The sequence below is a fragment of the Allobosea sp. P4_E12 genome, assembly GCF_056401655.1.
Genome location: NZ_JBFUIY010000018.1, coordinates 58,309 through 82,521 on the forward strand (window position 1 = coordinate 58,309; position 24,213 = coordinate 82,521).

Consider the following 24,213-nt stretch of genomic DNA (forward strand, 5'->3'; position numbering starts at 1 on the left):
CGGCATCTGCATGGATTGGCGAAGTAATTTGTGTGCTGTATGCAGAATGCAGGTGACGCGATTTGGTCGAATTTGGCTCTTGTCGCGCGCATGGCGATCGGCATGATTGGCTGGTCAAATCGATTTAAAGACCATGGCGGACGCGGCGCGAAGGCTGCGCGCCGGTGCGAGAGGGAATGACGGGGATGGCCAAGACGCCTGCAAGGAAGTCGGTCCGCAAGATCAAGCCGGAGCAGCTGCGCTCCAAGGCCTGGTTCGACAATCCCGCCAATGCCGACATGACCGCGCTCTATATCGAGCGCACCATGAATTTCGGCCTGTCGCGCGAAGAGCTGCAGTCGGGCCGCCCGATCATCGGCATCGCCCAGACGGGCTCCGATATCGCGCCCTGCAACCGCCATCATATCGAGCTCGCCGCCCGCGTCCGCGACGGCATCCGCGAGATGGGCGGCGTGCCTTTCGAGTTCCCGATCCATCCGATCCAGGAAACCTGCAAGCGCCCGACCGCGAGCCTCGACCGCAACCTGCAATATCTCTCGCTCGTCGAGATCCTCTATGGCTATCCGCTCGACGGCGTCGTGCTGACGACCGGCTGCGACAAGACCACCCCGGCACAGATCATGGCGGCCGCCACGGTCGACATCCCGGCCATCGCACTGCCGGGCGGGCCGATGCTGAACGGCAATTTCCGCGGCGAGCGCACCGGTTCGGGCACGATCGTCTGGAAGGCGCGCCAGATGATGGCCGCCGGCGAAATCGACTATCGCGGCTTCGTCGATCTGGTGGCGTCGTCGGCTCCGTCGGCCGGCCACTGCAACACCATGGGCACGGCCTCGACCATGAACTCGCTGGCCGAGGCGATGGGCATGACCCTGCCCGGCGGCGCCGCCATCCCGGCGCCCTATCGCGACCGTTATGAGATGGCCTACCACACCGGCAAGCGCATCGTTGAGATGGTCTGGGAGAACCTGATCCCGTCGAAGATCCTGACACGCGAAGCCCTGGAGAACACCATCGTCGTCAACTCGGCGATCGGCGGCTCCACCAATGCGCCGATCCATGTCAACGCCATCGCCAAGCATATTGGCGTGAAACTCGACAACGAGGATTGGACTGCGATCGGCTACGACATCCCGCTGCTGGTCAACCTGCAGCCCGCCGGCGAATATCTCGGCGAGGATTTCTACCGCGCCGGCGGCGTGCCTGCGGTCGTTGCCGAGCTCGTCGCCAAGGGCAAGATCAAGCCCGCCATCACCGCCAACGGCAAGACGCTGGCCGAGAACTGCGAAGGCTTCTTCTCCGGCGATCGTCGGGTCATCAAGGCCTATGACGAGCCGATGAAGGCGCAGTCCGGCTTCCTCAATCTGCGCGGCAACCTGTTCGATTCCGCGATCATGAAGACCAGCGTGATCACGCCGGAATTCCGCAAGCGCTATCTCGAGAACCCGAAGGACCCAATGGCCTTCGAGGGCAAGGCAATCGTCTTCGACGGACCGGAGGATTACCACCACCGCATCGACGATCCGTCGCTCGCGATCGACGAGCACAGCGTGCTCTTCATTCGCGGCGTCGGGCCGATCGGCTATCCCGGCGCGGCCGAGGTCGTGAACATGCGGCCGCCGGATTACCTGATCAAGAAGGGCATCACGGCGCTGGCCTGTATCGGTGACGGCCGCCAGTCCGGCACGTCGGGCTCGCCCTCGATCCTGAACGCCTCGCCGGAAGCGGCGACCGGCGGCGGACTTGCGCTGCTGAAGACCGGCGACAAGGTCCGCATCGACCTGAAGAAGCGCACGGCCGACATCCTGATTTCCGACAAGGAGCTGGACGAGCGCCGCGTCGCGCTGAAGGCGGCCGGCGGCTACAAATATCCGAAGAGCCAGACCCCCTGGCAGGAGATCCAGCGCAAGATCGTTGGCGAGCTCTCCGAGGGCATGGTGCTGAAGCCGGCGGTCAAGTACCAGAAAATCCACAAGAAGTTCGGCGTTCCGCGCGACAATCACTAGTCGGTCGTCGCTGGCGCAGGAGCGCGCCGCTTTGCTGCTCACGCTGAGGCAGATCGAGGTCTTCCGCGCCGTGATGCGCGCTCGCACCATCGTCGGTGCGGCGCGCGATCTCGGTATCGCCCAGCCGACCGTGACCAAGACGGTGCGGCGGATCGAGGATATCTGCGCGTTTGCCCTGTTCGACCGGCATGGCGGCCGCCTGACGCCGACGGCGGAGGCGCATCGTCTTCTCGGTGAGGTCGACATCGCCTTCGACCAGCTCGAAGGCGCTTTGGCGCGGGCGCTCAGGCTGGCGCGGGCCGATACCGGCTCGCTCCGTCTCGGCGCTTCGCCGAGCATTGGCCGCGTCCTGATCCCGCGCGCAGCCGCCAGCCTGCTGAATGACCATCCCGGGCTCAGCCTGCATCTCGATATCCTGTCGGTCAGCCAGGTGATGGAGTATCTGCTCTCGGCTCAGGGCGAGGGTGCCGTCACCTTGTTCCCTATTCTTCATGCGGGAATCCGGAGCATATCGGTCGGGACCGGCAAGGCGGTTGCCGTGTGTCCGCGTGACTGGCCGCTGGCTTCGGCCAAGCGCCTGTCGCCCTCGGCTCTGGCTGGTATTCCGATCATCGTGTTCGAGCCACAATCCGTGCATGGTCAGGTCGTCGACGCGGTGCTGCGCGACGGTGGCGTCGTGCCGGAGCGGACGCATGTCGCCCGCTTCGCCGAAACCGCGATTGCGCTTGCCGAGGCGGGGCTCGGTCTTGCCATCGTCGACCGTTTCAGCGCGCTGGCGGCCAACCGCGATGTGGTCGCGCTTCTGCCGCTCGATCACCCGGCCCAGTACGAGGTCTTCCTGCATCGGAATGTCGAACGCGCGCGCAGTCGCCTGATCCAGCATTTCGAGACGGCCTTGCGGGCCGAGATCTCAAAAGTCGGGGCTGATCTATAGCCTCAGGCTATCGCGGGACGCAGGATTCGCTGTTGTCGCCCCTCCCCATCGATGGCCTTGTCGTTTGCAATAAGAGCAGGAGGAAACATCATGACGGACCCGTTGGCGCTTACCCCCATCCGGCCGGGCCCCCTGAGCAGGCGTGAGGCGATGGCGGCGGCGCTCGGGCTGCTTGCGGCAACGGCTGCCGGGCCGGCGCGGGCCCAGGCCTATCCGGTGCGGGCCATGCAGCTTGTCGTGCCCTTTGCCGCAGGTGGTGGCGTCGATGTCGTGACGCGCGTCGTTGCCGAAGCGGCGGGCGACGTGCTCAAGCAGCGCTTCGTCATCGAGAACCGCGGCGGTGCTGCCACGATCCTCGGCTCCCAGACCGTCGCCAAGGCGGAGCCCGACGGCTACACGCTGCTCGCTGCGCCGACCACGATGGTGATCAATCCCGCGCTGAAGGCGACTGTGCCCTTCGATTGGGAGAAGGATTTCGTCCCGGTCGCGATGATCGCGAAGCTGCCCTTCGTTGTTGCGGCCGGGAAATCCTATCCGGCCAATACGATGAAGGAACTGGCCGCGCATGGGCAGGCGAGCAAGCGGCCGATCACCTTCGGTTCGGGCGGCACCGGCACGGTCGCGCATCTGGCTGGAGAATTCTTCGGCCTGGTCTCGGATACCAAGGTCCAGCATGTGCCGTATCGCGGCGAAGCGCCAGCTTTGACCGATGCGATCAGCGGCAATATCGACGTCATGTTCTCGACCCTTGCCGGCGCCTCCAGCCACGTCAAGGGCGGCACGATGAAGGCGCTCGCGGTGACCACGGGCAAGCGTGCCTCGCTGTTGCCGGATGTGCCGACTGTCGCCGAGCAAGGCTATCCCGGCTACGACCTCTCGGCCTGGGTCGCCCTCGTCGCCCCCAAGGGAACGGCCCCCGAAGTGGTGCAGGTGCTCAATTCCGCGATCAATGCGGCCTTGGCCCGGCCCGATGTGAACGCCCGCCTGGTCGAGATCGGCGCCGAGCCGGCACCCGGCACGCCGGCCGAACTCGCGGCGTTCATGGCCAAGGATGCCGAAACTTGGGCAAAGGTGGTCAAGTCGGCTGCGATCAAGGTCGAGTGAGAGCGGTTCATGCTCGCGCTTCGCAAGACCRCCCCCGCGCCCGGGCTCTGGCTCGGTGAGATATCCGAGCCGAGTGCCGGTCCCGGCGAAGTGCTGCTTGAGGTTACGGCTGCAGGTCTTTGCGGCACGGATCTCCATATCGCGGACTGGTCGGGCGGGTACGAAGCGATGGCGGCCGCAATGCCGGTCACGCTCGGGCACGAGTTCGTCGGCCGCGTCCGGCATTTCGGTGAAGGCACCGACGGCATCGCGGTCGGGACACGCGTGGTGGTGCGTCCCTCCGTCGTCTGCGGGCGTTGTGAGCGTTGCCGCTCAGGACGGGCAGAGGATTGCGCCATGCGGACCGGCATCGGCATTGCTCGCAATGGCGGCTTTGCAGCCCTTGCCGCCGTTCCAACAGAGAATTGTATCGCACTCCCCGATGAGCTCGATGATGCGGTTGCGGCACTCGCCGAGCCCATGACGGTTTCGACCGAGGCCGTCGATACGGGCGGGGTGAAACCGGGCGATATGGTGCTGGTCATCGGGCCCGGTACGATCGGGCAAGGGGCGGCGCTGGCCGCCGAGGTGGCTGGTGCAGCGCGGGTTGTCGTGGCTGGGCGCGACGACGCGGTCCGCCTCGCCACCGTCGAGGCACTCGGCTTTCCCGAGACGGTTGACACGGCCGGGACGACCTTGCGAGAGGCGCTCACGCGCGTCGGCCTGCCTGTCAGCTATGATGTGATCATCGAGGCCGCGGGCGCACCGGTAGTGGTGCCGGAGGCGATCGATCTGCTTGCATTGCGCGGTGTCCTTGTCATCTGCGGGATTCATCCCCGTCCGGCGCCAATCGACCTGACGGCGCTTGTGCGGCGGCACCAGCAGATTCGCGGGAGTTATCGCTCGCCATTGGCAACGTGGCCGCGGGTGATCGCGCTCATGGCTGCGCAACAGGAGCGCATCCGGCGGATGATCAGTGAAGAGATGCCGCTCGCAGCGGGGCTCGACGCCTTTGCAAGAGCAAGCCGTCGCACTGCATCCAAGATCGTCCTGCGGCCATGACGGGCATGCCGTCAGGTTCGGCCGATTGGCCCGGACCAGTCTTCCTGGCGATCGGCAACAGCGTCGACCCGGCCATGCGCCTGGATTACGAGGCCTGGCACGGGGGCGAGCATGTCCCGGAGCGGCTGACGATGCCCGGCTTCCTCGCCGCGATGCGCTACGTCGGGGGGCGTGGCGCCGCCGCCCGTTATCTGACGCTCTACGACCTCGGCTCGGCAGAGGCACTGGAGACGCCCGAATATCTCGATCTGCTTGCCAATCCGACCCCGGAAACGCGCAGGATGCGACCGGCCATGGGGGCGTTCAGCCGCTCTGTCTATCGTGAGACGGGCCGGGCCGGGCGTGGCCTCGGCCGCTATCTCGCTGGAGTGACATGGCAGGTCAGCGGTGAAGAGGCGGTGCCGCCACCGAGCCTGGTGGACCTGATCGGGCGTTCTGGCGTCCTCTCGGTCCGAACAGGCGTTGCCCTGGCGGCCAGGCCCCATCCCGCCTTTCCCACAACGCAGGATGCGAGTGCAGCGCATGGCATTGCCCTGCTCAGCGGCACAGACCGGGAGGCACTGCCTGCGCTCCTGCGCGGTGCTCTTGCCTCCAGGATTCCGAGCCCGGCCGGTCTCACGGCTTTCATCTACGAGCTGATTGCAGCCTATTGATCGGCCTCCATGCCGGTTGCGCATCGTTGCCGAGCCTTGACGCATGACGTGAAGGGCTGACAAACGGCACGCGCCCGGACAGTATGGGGCATCGCTCGGCCAACTCGCATCTGAAACGATTTAAAATGACCGACAGTCCGCAGATCGCCGCCTTTCGTGCACTTCACGAATCTGGCTGCTTCGTCATGCCGAACCCATGGGATGTCGGTTCGGCGCGCTGGCTGCGCGGGCAGGGTTTCAGGGCGCTGGCCACGACCAGCGCCGGTTTCGCCTTCACGCAGGGGCGGGCTGATCAGGACGTGCCGCGCGACATGATGCTCGCTCATATCGCGGATATGGTGAAAGCCGTACCCGACCTGCCGATCAATGCCGATTTCGAGAACGGCTATGCCGACGGACCGGCCGATGTCGCGCTCAATGTGAAAGCCTGTGTGGCGACCGGGGTCGCCGGGCTCTCGATCGAGGATGCGACCGGGCGCGATGACGTCCCGCTCTATCCTTTCGAGCTCGCGGTCGAGCGGATCCGCGCGGCGCGGCGGGCGATTGACGAGACCGGCTCCGGCGTTCTGCTGACGGCGCGTGCCGAGTGCTTTCTCACCGGCCATGACGATCCGCTGAACGAATCGGTCAGGCGCATTGCCGCCTATGCCGAGGCGGGCGCCGATGTGCTTTATGCACCCGGGCCAAAGACCCGCGAGCAGATCGCCGCGATTGTCGCGGCTGCCGGCGGCAAGCCGGTCAATGCGCTGATCTATGGCGATTTCGGCCTGACGGTGTCTGATGTCGCCGCACTTGGTGTCCGGCGCATCTCGATCGGCGCGGCGCTGGCGCGCGCGGCCTGGGCTGCCTTCATCGAGGCGACACGCCTGATCACCGAGCAGGGCAGTTTTGCAGGCTTCGCCGGCAACGGGCCGTCGGTCCCGCTTAACAATTTCTTCGAGGACGACCTCAAGGCGCGCTCGTGAGCAGCGAACTCGTCATTGCGCCCGAATGGCTCGGGCGAAGCGGCCTCTGGATGATCGACGCCAAGGGCAGGCGCAAGGCGATCGACGCTGAGGACGCCGGTCTCTCCGAGGCGTTCGGCGATCGGCTGGAAGCCTGGATGGATGCGTTCGACGCGATCTACGATGAAGAGGACGAGGCGGCGTCGGCCTTCGCAAACGAGGTCGAGCGGCTTGTCTGGGAGGCGGAGGGTTCAGCGCTTGCCCATGCGGCCGCTGCCGAGCTCGGTGCTGGCTGGAATATCTCGCTCGATCTCTCCGCCTGGCATGCGCGGGGGAAATCATGACCCTTTCGCCTGATTGGAAAGCACCGCCCTTTCCGCCGGCCAAGGTACTGGAAGGGCGCTATTGTCGGCTCGAGCCGATCGATCCGGACCGGCATCTTGACGATATCTGGCAGGCCAATGGCGGGCATGATCAGATCTGGACCTGGATGCCGGCCCATCCGCCGCAGGATCGCGAAAGCTATCGCGAGCTGCTGACGACGATGGCGGCGAAGGCCGGCATCGTGCCGTTCGCGGTGATTGACAGGGCCGACGGCAAGGCCAAGGGCCATCTCTGGCTAATGGAGATCAGGCCCGAGCATGGCGTCTTCGAGGTCGGCTACATCACCTATTCGCCGAGCCTGCAGAAGACCCGGGTTGCGACCGAGGCGATCTATCTGTGCGGCGCCTACGGATTCTCGCTCGGCTATCGCCGTTTCGAGTGGAAGTGCAACACCCTGAACGAACCGTCGAAGCGGGCCGCTCTGCGCTTCGGCTTCCAATACGAGGGTCTGTTCCGCCAGCACATGGTGGTGAAGGGCAGGAATCGCGACACCGCCTGGTATTCGATCCTCGACAGCGAATGGCCGGTGCGGGCGCAAGGCTTCCAGCGCTGGCTGGATCCCGCGAATTTCGACGCCGAGGGCCGGCAGAAGCTGGCGCTCGGGACCTTCAACCAGATGCTGGGCGGGATCGATGGGCTATCCTTGCGCCGGGCGTCATCCGGCGACATTCCCGCCATCAGGGCGCTGAAGAGCGCAGCCTATACGCCGAACGAGGCCATTATCGGCGTGCCTTCGCTGCCGCGGATCGCCGATTATGCGCAGGTCGTGGCCGAGCACGAGGTCTGGCTGGTCGACGGCGACAACGGGCTGGATGCCGCGCTTGTTCTCGAGATCTCTCCGGACGATTTCACGATCTGGAGCGTGGCGGTCTCCCCAGGGGCACAAGGGCGCAAGCCCGGTCTGCTGCTGATGCGCTTTGCCGACGAGCGCGCCGCCGCACTCGGCTTTGGTTCGGTGCATCTCTACACCCACGCGAAACTGACCGAGCGCATCGCCTGGTATGAGCGCTTGGGTTTCGCGGTTACCCATCACACTGATCTGGCCGATCGGCGCCTGACGCATATGCGCAAGCAGCTCTGACAATAAGCCGGCTTAACAAGAGGACCAAGGATATGGCAGGACGTTTGAAGGGCAAGGTCGCCGTCGTCACGGCCGCGGGGCAGGGCATCGGCCGGGCGATCGCGGAAGCCTTCGTCAGGGAAGGCGCGACGGTCTGGGCAACGGACAAGGATGTTGCGCTGCTGGAGGGAATCCCGAAGGCGAAGAAGCGTAAGCTCGACGTGCTTTCGAGCAAGGCCGTCGACGCTTTCGCCGAGAAGGTCGGACCGATCGACATCCTGGTCAATGCCGCCGGCTTCGTTCACCACGGCACCGTTCTGGACTGCGACGACAAGGCCTGGGATTTTTCCTTCGACCTCAACGTCAAGTCGATGCACCGCACGACCAAGGCCTTCCTGCCGGGGATGTTGTCGAAGGGCGCGGGCTCCATCGTGAATATCGCTTCGGGCGCCGGCTCGGTGCGCGGCATTCCAAACCGCTATGCTTATGGCGCGACCAAGGCGGCCGTGATCGGCCTGACCAAGGCAGTCGCCGCCGACTACATCAAGAAAGGCATTCGCGCGAACGCGATCTGCCCGGGCACGATCCAGTCGCCCTCGCTCGACCAGCGCATCGCCGATCTCGCCAAGGTGACGAAGACGACCGAGGCGGCTGCGCGTCAGGCCTTCGTCGACCGCCAGCCGATGGGCCGGCTTGGCACGGCCGAGGAAATCGCCTGGCTTGCCGTCTATCTGGGTTCCGACGAGTCGAGCTACACCACCGGGCAGATTCATCTCGCCGATGGTGGCTTCGCGCTCTGACGCAGGGAAGGGCGCGTCGATGCACGTCCTGGTGACAGGCGCGGCCGGCATGGTCGGCCGCAAGCTCGCAGCGCAGCTGGCGGCTGTCGGTGCTTGCGCCGGCAAGGCTATCAGCAAGCTGACGCTGACCGATGTCGTTACGCCGGAGACGCCGGGGGGCTTTGACGGCGAGATCGAGATCCGGACCGAGGATTTCGCCGATCCCGCCATCGCCGCGGAGCTGATCGGGGCCCGCCCGCTCGTGATCTTCCATCTTGCTGCGATCATCTCCGGCGAGGCCGAGCGAGATTTCGACAAGGGCTATCGGATCAATCTCGACGGGACCCTGAGCCTGCTCGAGACGATCCGCCGGGAAGGACGGAAGGATGGCGGCTCCTATGTGCCCCGTCTCGTCTTCACCTCGTCGAGCGGCGTCTTCGGCGCGCCCTATCCGGCGGTGATTCCGGACGAGTTCCATGCCACGCCGCTGACCTCATACGGGACGCAAAAGGCGATCGGCGAGCTGCTGCTTGCGGATTACGCGCGGCGGGGTTTCGTCGACGGCGTCGGAATTCGCTTCCCGTCGATTGCCGTGCGCCCGGGCAAGCCGAACGCCTCGGCCGGTGGCTTCTTCTCCAGCATCATCCGCGAGCCGCTGGTCGGGCTGGAGGCGTCATTGCCGGTCGGCGACGATCTCGTGTTCACGCATGCGAGCCCGCGTTCGGCTGTCGGCTTCCTGCTCCATGCTGCCGGGCTGGACCGCGAAACCCTCGGCCCGCGGATCAATCTGACCATGCCGGGCGTCTTCTGCTCGGTCGGGGAGCAGATCGCGGCCCTGCGGCGCGTGGCCGGCGAGAAGGCGGTCAATCTGATCCGCCGTGCTCCGGACAAGGCAGTCACCGAGATCGTCGCCGGCTGGCCGACCGGCTTCGAGGCCAGGCGCGCGCTTGGGCTCGGTTTCCGGGCCGAAAAGGATTTCGACGAGATCATCCGCGTCCATATCGAAGATGAACTCGGCGGGCGCCTGCCACACTGATCAACAACAAGCACCAGGAAATCCCCATGCATATTCTCGTTCTCGGTGGCGCCGGCATGGTCGGCCGCAAGTTCATCGAAAGACTGGCCCATGACGGTCAGCTCGGCGGCAAGCCGGTCACCAAGATCACGGCCCAGGATGTCATCGCCGCAAGCGCGCCAGCCGCAGCGCCCTTCATCTTCGACGTCGTCGTCTCCGACATGTCGAACGAGGGGGAGGCCGAGTCGCTGATCGCTTCCCGCCCCGACCTGATCGTCCATCTCGCGGCGATCGTCTCGGGCGAAGCCGAGGCCGATTTCGACAAGGGCTACCGGATCAATCTCGACGGCACGCGCCATCTCTTCGAAGCGATCCGAAAGGTCGGCGGCGGCTACAAGCCGCGTGTCGTCTTCACCTCCTCGATCGCGGTCTTCGGTGCGCCCTTCCATGAGAAGATCGAGGACGAGTTCTTCACCACGCCGCTGACCTCCTACGGGACGCAGAAGGCGATCGGCGAGCTGCTGCTCTCCGATTACTCCCGCCGTGGCTTCTTCGATGGCGTCGGAATTCGCCTGCCGACGATCTGCGTGCGTCCGGGCAAGCCGAACAAGGCCGCGTCCGGCTTCTTCTCCAACATCATCCGCGAGCCGCTGAACGGTGAAGAGGCGGTGCTGCCGGTTTCCGATCAGGTCCGGCACTGGCATGCCTCGCCGCGTTCGGCCGTCGGCTTCCTCATCCATGCCGCGACGATGGATACCGGCGCCATCGGGCCTCGCCGCACCCTGACCATGCCCGGCTATTCCTGCACGGTGGCGGAGCAGATCGAGGCGTTGCGCAAGGTCGCCGGCGAGAATGTGGTGAAGCGGATCAAGCGGGTTCCGGACCCGGTCATCGATGGCATCGTTGCCGGCTGGCCGCGCAACTTCAACCCGCAGCGTTCGACCGCGCTCGGCTTCAAGGCGGAAGCGAGCTTCGAGGAGATCATCCGCGCCCATATCGATGACGAGCTTGGCGGCAACTTCGTTAGGTAAGCCTAGAGCTCACGGCCAACAGCAATCAGCCCCGGCATCATCTGCCGGGGCTGTTTCGTTTCAGGCGACGCAGAATTCGCCGGGGGTCTCGATTTCGGGCGCGTGGGTCCAGCCCGTTGCTCCCCAGCTCTTCAGGGCAGCCCAGGTCGAGCGGTCGAGCCGGTACTGCTCGCAGGGGAACAGCCCGCCGCGAGCCGGCAGCGACTTCAAGAAGGAGCCCTCCTGCCGGAAGCCGGACTTCTCCAGCACCCGGCGTGAGGCCGGGTTGATGACGCGCGTGTCCGCCTCGATCGCCGGAATGTCGAGCAAGGTGAAGAGCGTGTCGATCAGAGCCTGCGCGGCCTCGGTCGTGTAGCCCTTGCCCCAGTGCGGGGTGCCGAGCCAGTAGCCGATGAAGGGGATGCCGGTCGCCTGCTTATGGGCGCCGATCATGCCGATGAGCTCGTTCGGCCTGGAGCGCGGCGTGATCGCCAGCGCCAGATGCTCGCCGAGCGCATTGCCCTTGCGCATGGCGAAAATGAAGGGCTCGACCGCATCCGCCGGATAGGGATGCGGGATCGAGGCCGTCATCTCGGCCACGGCTTTCTCCCCAGCCTGGCGCAGGATGGCGGAAGCGTCTGCCATGCGCGGCCAACGCAGCCAGAGACGGCGGGTCTCGAGCCGGAAGACATCGTCGCGGGTCAGTTCGGGGAACATCGGTCTCTCCGTCGGCGCAAACGAAAAAAGGGAGCTGGGACTTTGGTCCCATCTCCCCTTTCGCTTGACCTTCGGGAGACCCTTGTCGGGCCTTGCCCTTGATCCGATCGGTTCGATGGAACCGGCGGATCAAGGAACTTCCCTATCCGCCTTTTACTCTGCGGCCTCTTGGGCCGGGACTACGTTCACGAAAGCTCGGCCGAGTTTCGTCGTGAATCGGACTCGTCCATTGGTCGTCGCAAAGAGCGTATGGTCTTTGCCCATGCCAACGTTCACGCCGGCATGCCACTTGGTGCCGCGCTGACGAATAATGATGTTGCCGGCCACGACCGCCTGGTCGCCGAAGCGCTTCACGCCGAGACGCTTGCTTTCGGAGTCGCGACCATTGCGCGACGAGCCGCCTGCTTTTTTGTGAGCCATAACGCCCTACCTCGAAACTACTGTTGTCTCTCTAACCCGAATCGGCGGCAAAAGCCACCGGTTCGGAGATGAAAGCCGAAGACTGCCTGACAGGAGCTGTCAGTAGTCCTCGCCGGAAGCCTGTTCGGCCTGGTCGACCTTGGCGCGCGGGGGCTTGCCGGCCAGGAGTTCCTTGGCCTGAACAACCCACTCCTCGCGGGTGGCGCGGCCACGCAGCTTGAGCTCTTCGTCCCACTTGGCGACGTCGGCCTCGGACCAGGCGGCGATGTCGTTCCAGGAGGTGATGCCGGCAGCGCGCAGCTTCTTCTCGATGGTCGGGCCGACGCCCGAGATCAGCGAGAGGTTCGAGGCGTCGAGCGCCTCAGCCTTGGCTTCAGCCTTCGCCTTGCCCTTGACGGCGCTGGCGGCGGCCTTCACGGCAACGGTCGAAGCGTCACCCTTCTTCATCTCGGGCTTCTTGCCGCCCGTGAGGATGTCGGTGATGCGCACGATCGTCAGCTCGGCGCGGAAGCCACGCTTGCGCTTCGAGTTCTGGCGGCGGCGCTTCTTGAAGGCGATGACCTTCTCGCCGCGGGCCTGGCGCACGATCTCACCGGCAACGGTGATCTCGGCCAGTTCCTTCGCGCCGAGCGTCGACTTCTCGCCGTCGGTCAGCATCAGGACGTTGCCGAAGGCAACGGTATCGCCAGGCTCGCCTTCGAGCTTGGCAATGGTGATTTCATCGTTCGCGGCGACGCGAAACTGCTTACCGCCGGTCTTGATGACTGCGAACATCGTTGTTCTCCATGTTCAGCCCCGCCCTGTCATGGCCTCGCGAGGCGCATGCGGGACGGCTTTTTGGCAGTCGTTACGTGGTCGGGTTCACTCTTCGATCATGCCGGATGCCGCAACGCGGAGCCGGACACGCAAAAGAGATCAGGCGCGGGTTTCCCCACGCCGGACGAGGCTCGATAGTCTTGGCGGCTCTTCAGGTCAAGTCGCGAGGCTTCAGATTCGTCGGATTTATGACAGCGAGGAGACTTGTAACCGTCCGATGTGGCGTGTAGTAACCAGCCCGCTTCGACCGAAGGCGACCGCGGACAGGTGGCAGAGTGGTTGAATGCACCGCACTCGAAATGCGGCATACCCGCAAGGGTATCGGGGGTTCAAATCCCTCCCTGTCCGCCATCTTCCCGCTCAGGGTTTCATCGCCTCGAGCAATGGCCCCCCTGCGGAGCGCCGTTTGGCGTCAGCCGCAGAGCGCCCGCTGGATTTTTCCGCTCTCATCCACCTCGATCGTCACCCGCTCCCGGCGGTAATCCATCGTCATGGGCGAGCCGGGTGAAAGACGTCGCACCACACTTGCGCCGGTCGCACGCATGACCTCGGCGTCGCTCTTGCCGATCTGCCCTGCAAGGCGCTTGGCTCCTTCGGGCGAGCACGGACTTGGCGGCGCGGCACTGGATGGTTGACCGGCGGCCGTGCAAGCAGCGAGCGCCAATGCTGCGATCGAGCCGAGGAGGTGAAGAGATCTGGTCATGGGGCAAGACTATCCGCGAATTGCTCTTCGCCAAGCCCCTGTCCTCAAGGGCCGCGCCGTTTTCCGCTGAGGCGCAGGTCGAGGTTCTGCCCTTGCCCCGGCTGGCTCGCTCTGAGCGCCAGGGCCAACCCTTCTGCGTGCCGGCTGATCGTCAGCGTGGCCGGCGGACTGGGCCGAACGCTCTCCGCCGTCTCGCGGAAGGACAATGCGAGATTGTCACCACGACGTGCGCCGGCGAGGTTTGCCACAGTGCCCTTGCTCTCGCGGAACTCACCGTCATAGCGCTGCGTCCTGGGATCATAGCGCAGATCGATCTTCACGGTCGTGGAGAGGACCAGCGCGGTCGAGCAATGGCCGCTTAAAGTGACCCGGGAGCCCTGCTGATCGCCGTCGAATTTGCAGTTCAGTTTATGGCTCGATCCGCCCGCATTTTCGAGCGTCCCGGTGCCCGTGAAGCGTCCTTCGAATGCCTGTAGAAAGGACGCTTCGTCGATCATGGCCTGCTGGGCTGAAGCCGGCGTCACCGCGGTCGTCGCAAGCATCACGGTGAATGCCTTGAGCATGTGATCATGTTTCATGGCCGTTCCTCCTGCCGGCTAAACGCCCGAGGCAGGGATCGGATCAGTCCTTCTCGAAAATCGTGATCTCCTGGAGAGATGTTCGCCCGCGCGCTCCTGCGAATATCCAGGCGCGCGATGCAGATGTCAGCGGTCCCACCGGGCCATGAGCCCCCTTGTCGCACTGCAGATATTCCCGGAACCGATCGGGAGGCCGGGAATTACCTCTCTGTCACGCCGCAGCGGTCTCCGACTGCGGCCCAACAAGAAGGTTATCCCAAAAATGCGTCCCATTGCTCTTGCTCTCGCCGCCACCGTGCTTTCCAGCGCCGCTTTCGCGGAGACCGCTCCCACTCCGGCTCAGGCTCCGGTCTTCGTCTCAGTGAACGAAGCATCCGCCCTGACCAGCAGTCTCAAGGGGCTCAACGTCAAGAATGCCGGTGACGAGAATGTGGGTGAGATCGAGGACGTCGTCATCGCCGGTAACTCCCTCGCCTCTTACATTCTGTCGGTCGGCGGCTTCCTTGGAATGGGCACGCACTATGTTGCGGTCAGCCCGAACGCGCTCGCCATCACCTGGAATGCGACCGACAAGAAGTGGAATGCCAGGATCAACGCCACCAAGGACCAGCTGAAAGCGGCGCCGCAGTTCAAATATGAAGGTCGCTTCGCGAAATAGGCTCAATCGCCATAGCCTTGAACAGGGCCCGGCTCCTCGAATGGGGCGCCGGGCCCTTACGCTGTGGGACACGGCACTCTCGCGGAAACCCGTCTGCCGGATTGATCGCCGCGCCGGAGTTTTCAGTTCCAGGCCTCGTCTCCCTCGCCTCACCATCGCGGTCGCGGCGGAACTGACGAGGCGCGATCGACACCCGGCGCGACACGCGCGGAAGTTGCGAAGCTCACCACCGCAGATCGATGATACGCAGCATAAAGTCTAGCTGTCGGCCTCCCGAAGCGTGTGGAATCGTATGGTCAGCCGGGAGAGAGCGCAGGGCTAGTAATAATCTCGGGGGAACGCCGTTCTGCGGGAGGAGGCTGCTGTTCGGGAGGGCGGCAGCCTCTTTCCACAGGGCGGACATCGCTTTTCCCCTTCGGCTTCAGTCGCGGCAACTCCTGACACAGTCTTCGGCGAATCTGTATGATCGGGCGCGGGGGCTTGAACGGTGTGCAAGGTCAAGGGCGAGAGCCAGACGGCATCGTCTGCCAACGGGGCCTGACAATTGGTGTCCCGCGCCCATGCGATCTGCGCCATCTGTCCTGTTGGGAGTCGAAGCTCGGCGCATCATTTCGGATTGCCGGTCGGTCCTGAGCGGCGGCGGACAAGCAGGAGAGACTGTGCTGCAAGCTGCAGGGCTTCGTCCGCCCGGCGCGGCCATCGACGCGCGCCGATGATATCTCCGAGCAGAAGCCCACTCATGAAGGCGAGGATGAGCCATCCGATCATGTTGGGTCTCTCCCCGGGAGGAGGGGCCATGATGCTGGCGGCGCTTGTTCCCCGGCAAGCGACGAAGGTCCTGGCTTTTTGAGCGACGCCCCGCCGTGGCGCGCAGGGGCGTCGCATCCGACCGTTGGTGCGGATGATGGCCCTGGCTTCCTGAAAGGCGACGCCGGTTGCTCGATCAGCAATTGGACAACCTGAATTCGCCACATTGTTCCGCTAACAGTGCCGGGTCGACTTAGAAATGCTCGGCTTGGCTCATGTCTCCTGAGAGAGCACGGAGCCTCAACCCGTATCCCTTCGACGATTGATCGCTGCCTCGATGCAGCGCGCCCGTCGCATGCATTTCGCTCGACGATTCTCCAACACGAATGCCTTGCGGCCTCGCCGCGTGGCCAATGGACCTACATGCACAACAACATTGAAACGAAGCCTGTTGAGGCGCGTGCGCGCCCCGAGATCTTGAGGAAGAATGCCATCGTCCCGCTCAGGGCAGATCCGAACTGGAAGCCCGAACCCTGTGGCCTCAGCCGTGAGGAGCTCCGCAAGATCGTGGCTGAGATCCTAGGTTAGGGAGAAGCAACGATGCCTCGCACCTACTCCATCCCGTCGCGCCCGCGTCCATATCGCGTGCCGCAGTCCGGGCGCGCCGAACAGGCGCCGCTCCAGGGCGCGCGGCAGCACTATGAGCGTGCCCTGAAACTTGGTGATGCCGAAGCCTTGGCCGGTCATCGCATCGAGGCCGAGCGCTATTATCAGCTGGCCGAGCACTATCTGCGATCCGGCAGCGGTCGAGCCGCGTGAGAGCGGGTCTCGAGCGCGGTATCACCGTCTTGTGTCCACCGGCTTCGTGGTTGCGGAAAGCCCAAATGACTTTGGCCGCTTCCCAATGTTCACGATCGCGGCCGTCCGGCTGGCCTTGCTCCATCCAGAGGGCATAGGCAATTTTGCGGATTTCCCGCTGGGCACTGTCCTTGCTGGCCATCTCTCGCTCCCTTCGCCAGTCACAACCGGATGAAACCGCGCGTTCGCTCCGGCGTTCCCCTGCCGCGACAATCTGGCTCGACCCCAGGGCCCAGGCTCGAGCCGCATCCTTTCTTGCGGCGGTCCGTGCCGGTGAAGCGGGGTCGCAGGAACGCGGTGCCGCTCACTCCGGGGCGGTGTCGAGCTTGTCCGAGAAACGATACTTGAAATCGCAGTGCGAAGCGCCCTCCATCACGGTCTGGCTGCGCTCCAGCGAGATCCGTGGGTCGTAACCCGTGCAAAAGACTCCGTCGCGATTGCACGAGAGCAGATGGCCGATATGGCCGAGGCCCATCTCCCGATAGGTCTCAGCATAGCGGCACCGTTTGACGTTGTAGTGAAATTCCGCGTCGGTGGCCTTGATGACCTCGATCGTCAGCGCATCGTCCTGCGTCCAGAGATCCTGGAGTTCCTGGAAGGTGCGCAGTGTCGTCCCTCCCGGTGTCTTGGCGGCAAAGGCCTTGCCGGTCTCAACGGCGGCCCGCCTGATCGCCGTGTCGAGAATGGATTGTGCCAACTCTTCGCCCAGCTTTTCACGCATGACCTCGTAGATCGGCGCGATGATTCCGGCCTCGATCTTGCGACGTGCGAGAATTCCGATCTCGCCATCGATCGCAGTGCGCGAACCGGCCTCAGAGTCCTTGTCCATCATGGTATTCCCCTGGATTGCCCGGCGTCGGCATCGCGCTGGCACGACGAGGCCCGCTGCCGTCGGATGATGTCATGCGAGGCCGGCCCGACCGCCGCAAATGATAGCGTCGCATCTTGGCTCGATGGACGGAAATGACAAGATTCCCTGCAGGCAGCCGGCACGGCAGCCTGGCATGCCGGTGACACCGGCCAGCGTCAGCGCGTGGCTTTGTGGCAGCCTTCGTGGAGCGAGAGCGGAGTCTTGATGGGGACGCTGCGTCCGCGACCTTGGCCGGCAAAGTTCGGTATCGCCGGTCGGACCAGGTTCTTGGCCGGGGTGTGGGGTCAGTGCTTGACGATGGTCGGCTTGGGCGCTGCCGGAGCCGCCTGTCCCCCGAGCGGGAAGGCGACTGTGAAGAGCCCGATCGTACCGCGCGGGCGGTTCTCGACCCCCACCTCGCGAAGGACCTTCAATCGCGTCGAGATCGGGAGGCCACCAACCTCGAAATTATAACCGATGGTTCCGCCGATCGCCGTGGTCCGACCCTTGAACGGGCCCAGCGAGGCGCCGCTGCCGCCATCCCCGCTCACCTGCTGGTAATGGCCGACCTGCACGCCGATGGAAAAGTCCTTGCTCAGGTACTGGCTGATCGAAAGATCGGCGTGAAAGGCGTTGCCGCTGTTGTAGTCGGTGGCAGTGTTCGTGCCGTTGATCTCGAATCCGGCTGCGGCCGAGACTTCCAGCCCCGTGGTCGTGTTGAGATAGGTCACGGCGCCGTAGAGGTCGCCAATCCAGCGATTGAGCGCGACATTCGACAGCTGGCCGTCCTGATAGGCGCCGGCGGGAATGTTGACGGCAACACCGGTCGTCCAGTGGAAATTGCCGGAATGCCAGCCGATGAAGCTGGTGACGACGGGATCGCCGATGTTGAAGGTGGCGTCGCGCTGGCTGAAGGCGAAAGCTCGCCCCAGGCGCGGGGCGGCAATTAGGGCTCCGGCGCTGACTCTCGGAATGCCGAAGGGCAAGGTCACGGCGAAGCCGAGATTGCCGCCCAGGACCTCGAGCGGAGTCACCCAGGTCGGTGTCAGGAAATCGACCCGCGCCTCGACCTTGACGTCGCTGAGGACGGCCCCGCCGAGCTGGAGACGGCGGGAGCCCGGCAAGCTGCCGGAATAGCTGTAGAAATCATTCTGAAAATAGAAGCCCGGCGGCGGCACCAGGCCCGACAGAGCCCCGCGCAAGCCCGGGATATAAAGACTAGCGCCGCCTTCGGTCGCAAATGCCGGGCCCGCTGCCAGGCCGGCGAAGGCGCAGATTGCGGCACCGATTTTCAAAACGTGCCGCCGCATCGATTCGGTCCCCACATCGTGATGGAGGGAAGCTGGGCCGGCCTCGGTTTCATCGTCAAGCGAAGAGTTTCGGTGCAGAGACAGAAGACTGGCGAAGGTTTTCGAGTGTGGTGTTTACGACCCGGTAAGACGCAGACGATGTTATGCTGGGGGTGCAAGACGGGTGCCCAGACCGAAGAGGCTCCAATCCATGACTGTCTCATGAGCAGAGTTCTGTTGAGCGGCCTTGCGGCAGCGACAATCGTCGCTGCACTGTCGTCGCGCGCCGAGGCTTTCTGGGAGCGCTCCCAGATCATGGCCTGTGCGGAAGCCCAGTCCGAAGCAGAGCGGATCAGGCGGCAATGCTGGATTTTCGCTCCTGTGCCGGAGTTTCCGGCGCCGGTGCTGTCCGGGTACCGGTATGTGCCTTATGAGAAACGCTCCGGGCGCGCGCGTGGTCCCTGGCCGAATGGCGAGAAGGTCATCCGGCGCCTCGGCTAGGTCTTTCCTGAACCGAACGAGCGTTTGCCGCGGCGTTTCCTATTGTCGTGCTGCCGCGAAGGAACGAACGAAACCCGACGCAATCCGAGCCTCGGGCCGATCCCCAGGCGGGTCTCAGCACTTATAGACTGTGCCGGCGGTGCTGGGTCCCTTCCAGGTATGGGCTGCGACCGGTGAGACCACATGTGTCCCGCCGGCTTCGGCGGCACGGATCTTCAGCCTGGCAAGGGCACTGTCGCGGGCGCTGTCGATCAGCAGCGTCTGATTGATGGTCGAATCGCCATTGATCTCCGCGATCTGCTTGCAGGCTTGAACGATTTCCTTGTTCTCCGTCACGACGACTGCGTTGGAGCGCGAGTTCGGAACGGCGCAGGCGGCGAGTGCGAGCGTCGACAGGAGCAGTATCGGGCGCAGTAGCATCGGGGTCTTTCCTGAAGGCCTGTGTGTGGCCATATCACATTTCGCACGATCAGCCGCCTGGCTGCAATTTCGGGAAACAGGCCGCCGCGGACGATCGCATTGAACCGCGGACGCAGGTGTTCTATCCCGGGGCCGCTTTCACTCAGGTCGCTTCAAGAGCCGCAGGCCCATCGCGCCGCAGCCGGCGACCTTTCGCATAAGGATCGACCATGGCCCGCAAGAAATCCAAACCGCTCGATGCCGAGTTCGTCATGTTCGACATCGTCTATTCCGATGGCTCGCGCTCGTCGAACCGGCGGGTTCCCTCCGACCTGCTCGGCGGGCTCGATGGTGACGAGCCGGCGCGCGAGGCCATCATGGAACAGGACCAGATCATCGCGGAGAAGTCCGGCAGGCCGGCTCTCGCGATCACCTCGCTGACCCGTTCCGGAAAGGCCGCCCCGGAAAAGCCGGCGCAGAAAGCCCGCCGCTAGCACGCGTAACCGCGACGCCACACATGCGGAAACCTTAATATCTCGTCTGCCTTGACGGTTGCCGTAGCGATAGTTTTCATGCGAATTGGCGGTCTTGGGTGGCTGAAAAAGGATATATTGATGCGTTCTCTTATTGTCGTGGGGCTTCTGGCCGCGGGGCTGGCCGGCTGCCAGACTGCACAGGAATCGATGGCCGACGCAGAAATCACCTGCGAAGCTCAGGGCTTCCGTCCGGGCACGCGCGCTTATCAGCAGTGCCGTTCTGCCAATTATGTCGAGAACCGCCGTGCATCGAATGAGACCGCCAGTGCGGTGACCGCCGGCGTTGCCGCGGGCGTCGTCGGCGGCGCAATTGTCGGTGCCGCAGCGTCTCGCCCCTATTACGGTCGCGGCTATTACTATGGCCGTCCCGGCTACTGGTGGTGACATTCCATTTCCGGGAGGCTTCGGCCTCCCGGTTTTTGTTTGAAGCGCGCACTGGTTGGTTGACCGGCTGCAGGTCTCCCCGATCACTTTTTAAGATCACCGGACTGGATCTCGAAATCCGTCCAATGATTTCACTTCTCTGTTTGCATCGGCTTGCCCGAAGGCCGCGATCCACCTCTCGGGCCGATGCTCTAGCGTTTCGTGCTGCGGCGTCGCACCGGAGCCGGCGCTGGCTCGCTCGATGACGTCAGCAGCGAGCCGAGCACATAGACCGCGATGCCAATGCCGAGCAACGCTGCGAGCGGCTCCTTCTCCGTCCGTTTCGCCAGCAGGCGGCTGCCATCACGGGCATAATCCTGGGCGATATTGCCTGACGATTGCAGCCAGCTTTCGCCGGCCTTCATCGAATCTCTCCCCGCCTTGATCATGTCGTCTCCGCCATAATCGGAGAAGAGCCGGCGCAGGCGCCCGTAGTCGGGCTCCCATTGCGGTCGTGCGGGTCGCATGCTCGCCCAGGCGATCAAGCCGACGCTGAGGGCGCCGAGGCCGAAGGCGACGACCGGATGGCGTTGGATGGCGCGCAGGGCAACCTCGCCCTTTTCCTGGGCGTAATGCCCTGCCTCGCCGGGATCGACATCGCGGATCGCGTCCTTGGCGCGATCATAGCCATCCTTGACGGTCCCAGCGAGATCGGCCGCCTTGGCGCGGATCGTATTGCCGGCACGCTTGGCCTCATCCTCTGCCTCGTCCCAATCCTTCGGCATGTCGGGCGGAAACGCATTGTTGGTCGCCATCGCGGACACTCCAGTCTCTCGTTTCGGGTGTGCAAACTGAACGATGCTGTAGCGACAGAGTTCCGTCAGCGTTCACGGAAATGTGCCGAGCCTGCCGGCTAAGGCTTGTTGAGGCCGACTTCCGGTCACGAGGGTGCCCAGATTGGATGCGAGGTCGTCACCATCCGATCCGGATCGACTAAGGAGATGATCATGGAAACACAGCACCTTCAGATGCAGTGCAACCCCATCATGACCGACCCGGAATGGATTGCCCTTGAAAGCCTCGACGAGGAGACCAAGCACTTCATCTTCGACGATGCCGTGTTGCTGTCGCTGCGGCAGCGGGGACTCGTGGAGCCGGCCGATGGCCTGTGGCGTGTCACTGCGCGCGGCCACCGGGCTCTGAGCGAGCGCAACTATTGGTGGCTCGCGCATACCCAGGCCTCGCGCTCGCTCTGCTCCAGCGCGTTCTCGGGGTGAGCGGAAGCCCTTTCGGCCAAAACCCGGTCTCATGGCCATCATTGGCCGGGTGTGCCTCTGGATATCGCGCGGCGATACATCACATGACAGTCAGTCGTCCTGATTGAAGAGCGCCATGGCCAAGCCTGTCAGCATCACCGTTTCTCATGACCTCGGACGCGAGGCCGCCCTGGACCGGCTGCGCAGTGGCATCGACCGCATCCGCGACAAGCTCGGCATGGTGAAGATGCAGCTGGTCGAGGAGAACTGGGACGGGGATGCCGTCCAGTTCGGCGTCGCCGCACTCGGCTATACCGTCAGGGGCAAGCTCGAGGTCGAGGAGACGCTTGTCCGCATCGAGGTGATGTTGCCCTGGGTGCTCGCGGTCTTCGCCGAGAAGCTCAAGCTCGGCGTCGAGAAGCAGGGACAGGTCCTGCTCGAGAAGCCACGCTCCTGATCACAGGTGGCGGGCGCTGCCGGAACGCTTCGCGTTCGTAAAGTTTCCGTTCACCATCAGGCTGCTGCAGTGACCCATTGCGACAATTCGCCGGGCACGATCGGCAATATTATTGCTGCCTGAAGCGAGAGGGGCGGCGCGCTGCGGTTGAAATTCCACCTTCCGCCCGCCATGGTCTGACAACCCCTTTTCATCACTCACCGCTCCGGGAGACCAATGCATCACGGCCCGCTGATCGCCATCCTTGTCGCGGGCCTCGGCCTTGCTTTCGTCTTCGGGGCGCTTGCCCAGAAATTCCGCTTCCCTCCTCTCGTCGGTTATTTGCTCGCAGGCGTCGCGGTCGGGCCCTTCACCCCGGGGTTCGTCGCGGATCAGGGGCTTGCCAATCAGCTGGCCGAAATCGGCGTCATCCTGCTGATGTTCGGCGTCGGCCTGCATTTCTCGCTGAAGGACCTGCTTTCCGTCAAAGCCGTTGCCGTGCCCGGCGCCATCGTTCAGATCGGCGTCGCGACCTTGCTGGGCCTCGGCCTCGGCTTGCTGCTGGGCTGGACATGGGTCGCAGGCGTGGTCTTCGGCCTCGCTTTGTCGGTGGCGAGTACGGTCGTGCTGTTGCGGGCGCTCCAGGAGCGTCGCCTCGTCCAGACCGAGAAGGGCAAGATCGCGGTCGGCTGGCTGATCGTCGAGGATCTCGCCATGGTCCTCGCGCTGGTCCTGATTCCGGCGGTCGCTGATGCGCTGAACGGCGCGCGGCCGGGTGCGCCGAGCCCGCTTGCGGCCCAGTTCGATCTGGGGCTGTGGGGCGTGCTCGGGCTGACCCTCGCCAAGGTCATCGCCTTCGTCGCGTTCATGCTCATCGTCGGTCGTCGCGTCATTCCCTGGTGCCTGCACTGGGTCGCCCATACCGGCTCTCGCGAGCTGTTCCGGCTGGCGGTGCTCGCTGTCGCTCTCGGTGTCGCCTTCCTGGCAGCCAGCCTGTTCGGTGTCTCGTTCGCACTTGGTGCCTTCTTCGCGGGCATGATCTTGAGCGAGTCACCGCTCAGCCAGCGCGCTGCGGAGGAATCCCTGCCGCTGCGCGATGCCTTCGCGGTGCTGTTCTTCGTCTCGGTCGGCATGTTGTTCGATCCGGGGATTCTGCTGCGCGCGCCGGGCCCGCTGCTCGCGACGCTCGCGATCATCCTGGTCGGAAAATCGGTGGCGGCCTGGCTGATCGTGCGCGCCTTTGGCCGGTCGAATGCCGTGGCGCTGACGATCTCGGCCAGCCTGGCGCAGATCGGCGAGTTCTCCTTCATCCTGGCCGGGCTTGGCGTTTCGCTCGCGATCCTGCCGGAGCAGGGGCGCGACCTGATCCTGGCCGGCGCCATCCTGTCGATCCTGCTCAACCCGGTCCTGTTCGCGATCGTCGAGAAGATCAGCGCGGAGACGCAGCCGGCGAAGCCGAAGCCGAGCGTGGCGGCGCCCGCGCCGGCGCCTGAGCCCGAACGGGATATCGTGCCGACCTCGCTTTCCCAACACATGATCGTCGTCGGTTACGGTCGTGTCGGCTCATTGCTGGGGGCCGGGCTGCTCGCGCATGGCGAGAAGCTGCTGGTGATCGAGGACCAGTCCGATGCGATCGAAACCGCCAGGCGCGATGGGGCCGAGATCATCGTCGGGAATGCGGCTGATCCCGAAGTCCTTTCGGCTGCGGGTGTGGCGCGGGCCAAACGGCTCTTCGTGGCGATTCCGCAGAGCTTCGAGGCCGGCCAGGTTTGCATGCAGGCCCGACGCGACAACCCGACGCTGCCGATCGTCGCCCGCGCGCATTCGGATGCGGAGGTCGAGCACCTGACCAAATGCGGTGCGACGCTGACGATCATGGGTGAGGCCGAGATCGCGCGTGCCATGCTGGCGCTGTGCGTGAGACTGGGGTCGGCGCCAACCGAGCCGCCGCCGCCGGCAGAAGCAGCCTGAGGTTTCCGCTGGACCCCACGATATCCGCGATTGCCGGAAGGCGCCTTCGTAGGTCTCGGTGGAAGCGAGTTCTTTCGGATTGAGCCGGGCGGCCCAATGCCTCACGCCCGTTCGCGAGTGTGCTCAGGTGGGCTCGGTTTCCGATTTCGGCGCATCGGGAAACCGGTCCGTCCGATCAGGGCATA

29 protein-coding genes, 1 tRNA gene and 1 pseudogene are annotated in these 24,213 nt (G+C 64.5%); 20 read left to right on the forward strand and 11 right to left on the reverse strand.

The genetic code is table 11. The features are described 5' to 3' along the window. Positions 1 to 185 precede the first annotated feature (185 nt). The 11 genes from AC1DW9_RS22270 to denD (AC1DW9_RS22320) all read left to right on the forward strand — a co-directional run bounded on the left by AC1DW9_RS22270 (position 186) and on the right by denD (AC1DW9_RS22320) (position 10,951). Entirely contained in the window at positions 186 to 2,006 is a 1,821-nt protein-coding gene (locus AC1DW9_RS22270) for an IlvD/Edd family dehydratase (protein ID WP_441492460.1), read from the forward strand. Positions 2,007 to 2,037: 31 nt separating this feature from the next. Beyond that, complete coding sequence (locus tag AC1DW9_RS22275; protein WP_441505776.1) at positions 2,038 to 2,940, forward strand: LysR family transcriptional regulator; 903 nt, start codon at positions 2,038 to 2,040, stop codon at positions 2,938 to 2,940. A gap of 90 nt (positions 2,941 to 3,030) precedes the next feature. Continuing rightward, the gene (locus tag AC1DW9_RS22280) at positions 3,031 to 4,044 is read left to right on the forward strand and encodes a tripartite tricarboxylate transporter substrate binding protein (RefSeq protein ID WP_476768430.1); all 1,014 of its coding nucleotides are present in this window, start codon (positions 3,031 to 3,033) and stop codon (positions 4,042 to 4,044) included. A gap of 9 nt (positions 4,045 to 4,053) precedes the next feature. After that, entirely contained in the window at positions 4,054 to 5,085 is a 1,032-nt protein-coding gene (locus tag AC1DW9_RS22285; protein ID WP_476855185.1) for a zinc-dependent alcohol dehydrogenase, read from the forward strand. Positions 5,086 to 5,090: 5 nt separating this feature from the next. Further along, positions 5,091 to 5,738 carry a hypothetical protein gene (locus tag AC1DW9_RS22290; RefSeq protein WP_476855186.1) on the forward strand — a complete coding sequence of 216 codons (648 nt, stop codon included), beginning with the start codon at positions 5,091 to 5,093 and terminating at the stop codon, positions 5,736 to 5,738. Positions 5,739 to 5,863: 125 nt separating this feature from the next. Then, entirely contained in the window at positions 5,864 to 6,703 is an 840-nt protein-coding gene (locus AC1DW9_RS22295) for an isocitrate lyase/PEP mutase family protein (protein ID WP_441505772.1), read from the forward strand. After that, positions 6,700 to 7,026: a hypothetical protein gene (locus AC1DW9_RS22300; RefSeq protein WP_441492466.1), complete on the forward strand. Its 327-nt coding sequence runs from the start codon at positions 6,700 to 6,702 to the stop codon at positions 7,024 to 7,026. Before AC1DW9_RS22295 ends, AC1DW9_RS22300 begins: the two co-directional genes overlap by 4 nt. Further along, complete coding sequence (locus AC1DW9_RS22305; RefSeq protein ID WP_476775526.1) at positions 7,023 to 8,147, forward strand: GNAT family N-acetyltransferase; 1,125 nt, start codon at positions 7,023 to 7,025, stop codon at positions 8,145 to 8,147. Before AC1DW9_RS22300 ends, AC1DW9_RS22305 begins: the two co-directional genes overlap by 4 nt. Positions 8,148 to 8,179: 32 nt before the next feature. Continuing rightward, the gene (locus tag AC1DW9_RS22310) at positions 8,180 to 8,926 is read left to right on the forward strand and encodes an SDR family oxidoreductase (RefSeq protein ID WP_441492468.1); all 747 of its coding nucleotides are present in this window, start codon (positions 8,180 to 8,182) and stop codon (positions 8,924 to 8,926) included. A 19-nt stretch (positions 8,927 to 8,945) separates the two neighbouring features. Beyond that, positions 8,946 to 9,941, forward strand: coding sequence for a D-erythronate dehydrogenase (gene denD / locus AC1DW9_RS22315; protein ID WP_476775525.1), 996 nt, complete (start codon positions 8,946 to 8,948; stop codon positions 9,939 to 9,941). Positions 9,942 to 9,967: 26 nt separating this feature from the next. After that, on the forward strand, positions 9,968 to 10,951 hold the full coding sequence (denD, locus tag AC1DW9_RS22320; RefSeq protein ID WP_441505769.1) for a D-erythronate dehydrogenase: 984 nt from the start codon (positions 9,968 to 9,970) through the stop codon (positions 10,949 to 10,951). Positions 10,952 to 11,011: 60 nt separating this feature from the next. Here the strand turns inward: denD (AC1DW9_RS22320) and AC1DW9_RS22325 are convergent, their stop codons facing one another. The 3 genes from AC1DW9_RS22325 to rplU form a co-directional block, all read right to left on the reverse strand. Then, positions 11,012 to 11,647 (reverse strand): GNAT family N-acetyltransferase, encoded by a 636-nt coding sequence (locus AC1DW9_RS22325; protein WP_069878797.1) that lies wholly within the window; start codon positions 11,645 to 11,647, stop codon positions 11,012 to 11,014. A gap of 153 nt (positions 11,648 to 11,800) precedes the next feature. Beyond that, complete coding sequence (gene rpmA, locus AC1DW9_RS22330) at positions 11,801 to 12,067, reverse strand: 50S ribosomal protein L27 (RefSeq protein WP_043241804.1); 267 nt, start codon at positions 12,065 to 12,067, stop codon at positions 11,801 to 11,803. 99 nt (positions 12,068 to 12,166) lie between these two features. Next, complete coding sequence (rplU, locus tag AC1DW9_RS22335; protein WP_069878798.1) at positions 12,167 to 12,841, reverse strand: 50S ribosomal protein L21; 675 nt, start codon at positions 12,839 to 12,841, stop codon at positions 12,167 to 12,169. A 303-nt stretch (positions 12,842 to 13,144) separates the two neighbouring features. Between rplU and AC1DW9_RS22340 the strand changes: the two genes are divergently transcribed. After that, positions 13,145 to 13,234, forward strand: a tRNA-Ser gene (locus AC1DW9_RS22340). A gap of 61 nt (positions 13,235 to 13,295) precedes the next feature. Here the strand turns inward: AC1DW9_RS22340 and AC1DW9_RS22345 are convergent. Further along, entirely contained in the window at positions 13,296 to 13,586 is a 291-nt protein-coding gene (locus tag AC1DW9_RS22345; protein WP_441505768.1) for an I78 family peptidase inhibitor, read from the reverse strand. 44 nt (positions 13,587 to 13,630) lie between these two features. After that, on the reverse strand, positions 13,631 to 14,164 hold the full coding sequence (locus AC1DW9_RS22350; RefSeq protein ID WP_441505767.1) for a hypothetical protein: 534 nt from the start codon (positions 14,162 to 14,164) through the stop codon (positions 13,631 to 13,633). A gap of 262 nt (positions 14,165 to 14,426) precedes the next feature. On the opposite strand from AC1DW9_RS22350, the gene AC1DW9_RS22355 reads away from it, so the two are divergent. After that, on the forward strand, positions 14,427 to 14,822 hold the full coding sequence (locus AC1DW9_RS22355; protein ID WP_476775524.1) for a PRC-barrel domain-containing protein: 396 nt from the start codon (positions 14,427 to 14,429) through the stop codon (positions 14,820 to 14,822). A gap of 606 nt (positions 14,823 to 15,428) precedes the next feature. Here the strand turns inward: AC1DW9_RS22355 and AC1DW9_RS22360 are convergent. Beyond that, positions 15,429 to 15,590 (reverse strand): hypothetical protein, encoded by a 162-nt coding sequence (locus tag AC1DW9_RS22360; protein WP_476775523.1) that lies wholly within the window; start codon positions 15,588 to 15,590, stop codon positions 15,429 to 15,431. 579 nt (positions 15,591 to 16,169) lie between these two features. Here AC1DW9_RS22360 and AC1DW9_RS22365 point away from each other — a divergent pair. Further along, positions 16,170 to 16,388, forward strand: a complete 219-nt coding sequence (locus AC1DW9_RS22365; RefSeq protein WP_476768422.1) for a DUF4167 domain-containing protein — start codon at positions 16,170 to 16,172, stop codon at positions 16,386 to 16,388. 85 nt (positions 16,389 to 16,473) lie between these two features. Here AC1DW9_RS22365 and AC1DW9_RS22370 read toward each other — a convergent pair. The 3 genes and pseudogenes from AC1DW9_RS22370 to AC1DW9_RS22380 all read right to left on the reverse strand — a co-directional run. Beyond that, positions 16,474 to 16,569: pseudogene (locus AC1DW9_RS22370) on the reverse strand (DUF2934 domain-containing protein); the annotation flags it as partial. A 162-nt stretch (positions 16,570 to 16,731) separates the two neighbouring features. Next, a complete protein-coding gene (locus tag AC1DW9_RS22375) occupies positions 16,732 to 17,256 on the reverse strand; it encodes an L-2-amino-thiazoline-4-carboxylic acid hydrolase (protein ID WP_476768420.1) in 525 nt (174 codons plus the stop codon). 326 nt (positions 17,257 to 17,582) lie between these two features. Further along, the gene (locus tag AC1DW9_RS22380; RefSeq protein WP_441492477.1) at positions 17,583 to 18,587 is read right to left on the reverse strand and encodes a SphA family protein; all 1,005 of its coding nucleotides are present in this window, start codon (positions 18,585 to 18,587) and stop codon (positions 17,583 to 17,585) included. 201 nt (positions 18,588 to 18,788) lie between these two features. Between AC1DW9_RS22380 and AC1DW9_RS22385 the strand changes: the two genes are divergently transcribed. Continuing rightward, entirely contained in the window at positions 18,789 to 19,067 is a 279-nt protein-coding gene (locus tag AC1DW9_RS22385) for a hypothetical protein (protein WP_476769460.1), read from the forward strand. A gap of 114 nt (positions 19,068 to 19,181) precedes the next feature. Here AC1DW9_RS22385 and AC1DW9_RS22390 read toward each other — a convergent pair whose 3' ends face one another. Continuing rightward, positions 19,182 to 19,487 (reverse strand): hypothetical protein, encoded by a 306-nt coding sequence (locus AC1DW9_RS22390; RefSeq protein WP_476775522.1) that lies wholly within the window; start codon positions 19,485 to 19,487, stop codon positions 19,182 to 19,184. 209 nt (positions 19,488 to 19,696) lie between these two features. On the opposite strand from AC1DW9_RS22390, the gene AC1DW9_RS22395 reads away from it, so the two are divergent. Then, a complete protein-coding gene (locus AC1DW9_RS22395; RefSeq protein ID WP_441492480.1) occupies positions 19,697 to 19,960 on the forward strand; it encodes a hypothetical protein in 264 nt (87 codons plus the stop codon). 120 nt (positions 19,961 to 20,080) lie between these two features. Continuing rightward, positions 20,081 to 20,386: a hypothetical protein gene (locus tag AC1DW9_RS22400; protein WP_084651267.1), complete on the forward strand. Its 306-nt coding sequence runs from the start codon at positions 20,081 to 20,083 to the stop codon at positions 20,384 to 20,386. A 191-nt stretch (positions 20,387 to 20,577) separates the two neighbouring features. On the opposite strand, the gene AC1DW9_RS22405 is transcribed toward AC1DW9_RS22400, so the two are convergent. Beyond that, entirely contained in the window at positions 20,578 to 21,180 is a 603-nt protein-coding gene (locus AC1DW9_RS22405; protein WP_441492481.1) for a hypothetical protein, read from the reverse strand. A gap of 192 nt (positions 21,181 to 21,372) precedes the next feature. Here AC1DW9_RS22405 and AC1DW9_RS22410 point away from each other — a divergent pair, with 192 nt between their 5' ends. From AC1DW9_RS22410 to ybaL, 3 genes are all read left to right on the forward strand, one after another. Continuing rightward, a complete protein-coding gene (locus tag AC1DW9_RS22410; protein ID WP_441492482.1) occupies positions 21,373 to 21,642 on the forward strand; it encodes a hypothetical protein in 270 nt (89 codons plus the stop codon). A 115-nt stretch (positions 21,643 to 21,757) separates the two neighbouring features. Further along, complete coding sequence (locus AC1DW9_RS22415; RefSeq protein WP_441492483.1) at positions 21,758 to 22,078, forward strand: polyhydroxyalkanoic acid system family protein; 321 nt, start codon at positions 21,758 to 21,760, stop codon at positions 22,076 to 22,078. Between the two features lie 216 nt (positions 22,079 to 22,294). Continuing rightward, a complete protein-coding gene (gene ybaL / locus AC1DW9_RS22420) occupies positions 22,295 to 24,028 on the forward strand; it encodes a YbaL family putative K(+) efflux transporter (protein WP_476775521.1) in 1,734 nt (577 codons plus the stop codon). Positions 24,029 to 24,213 lie beyond the last annotated feature (185 nt).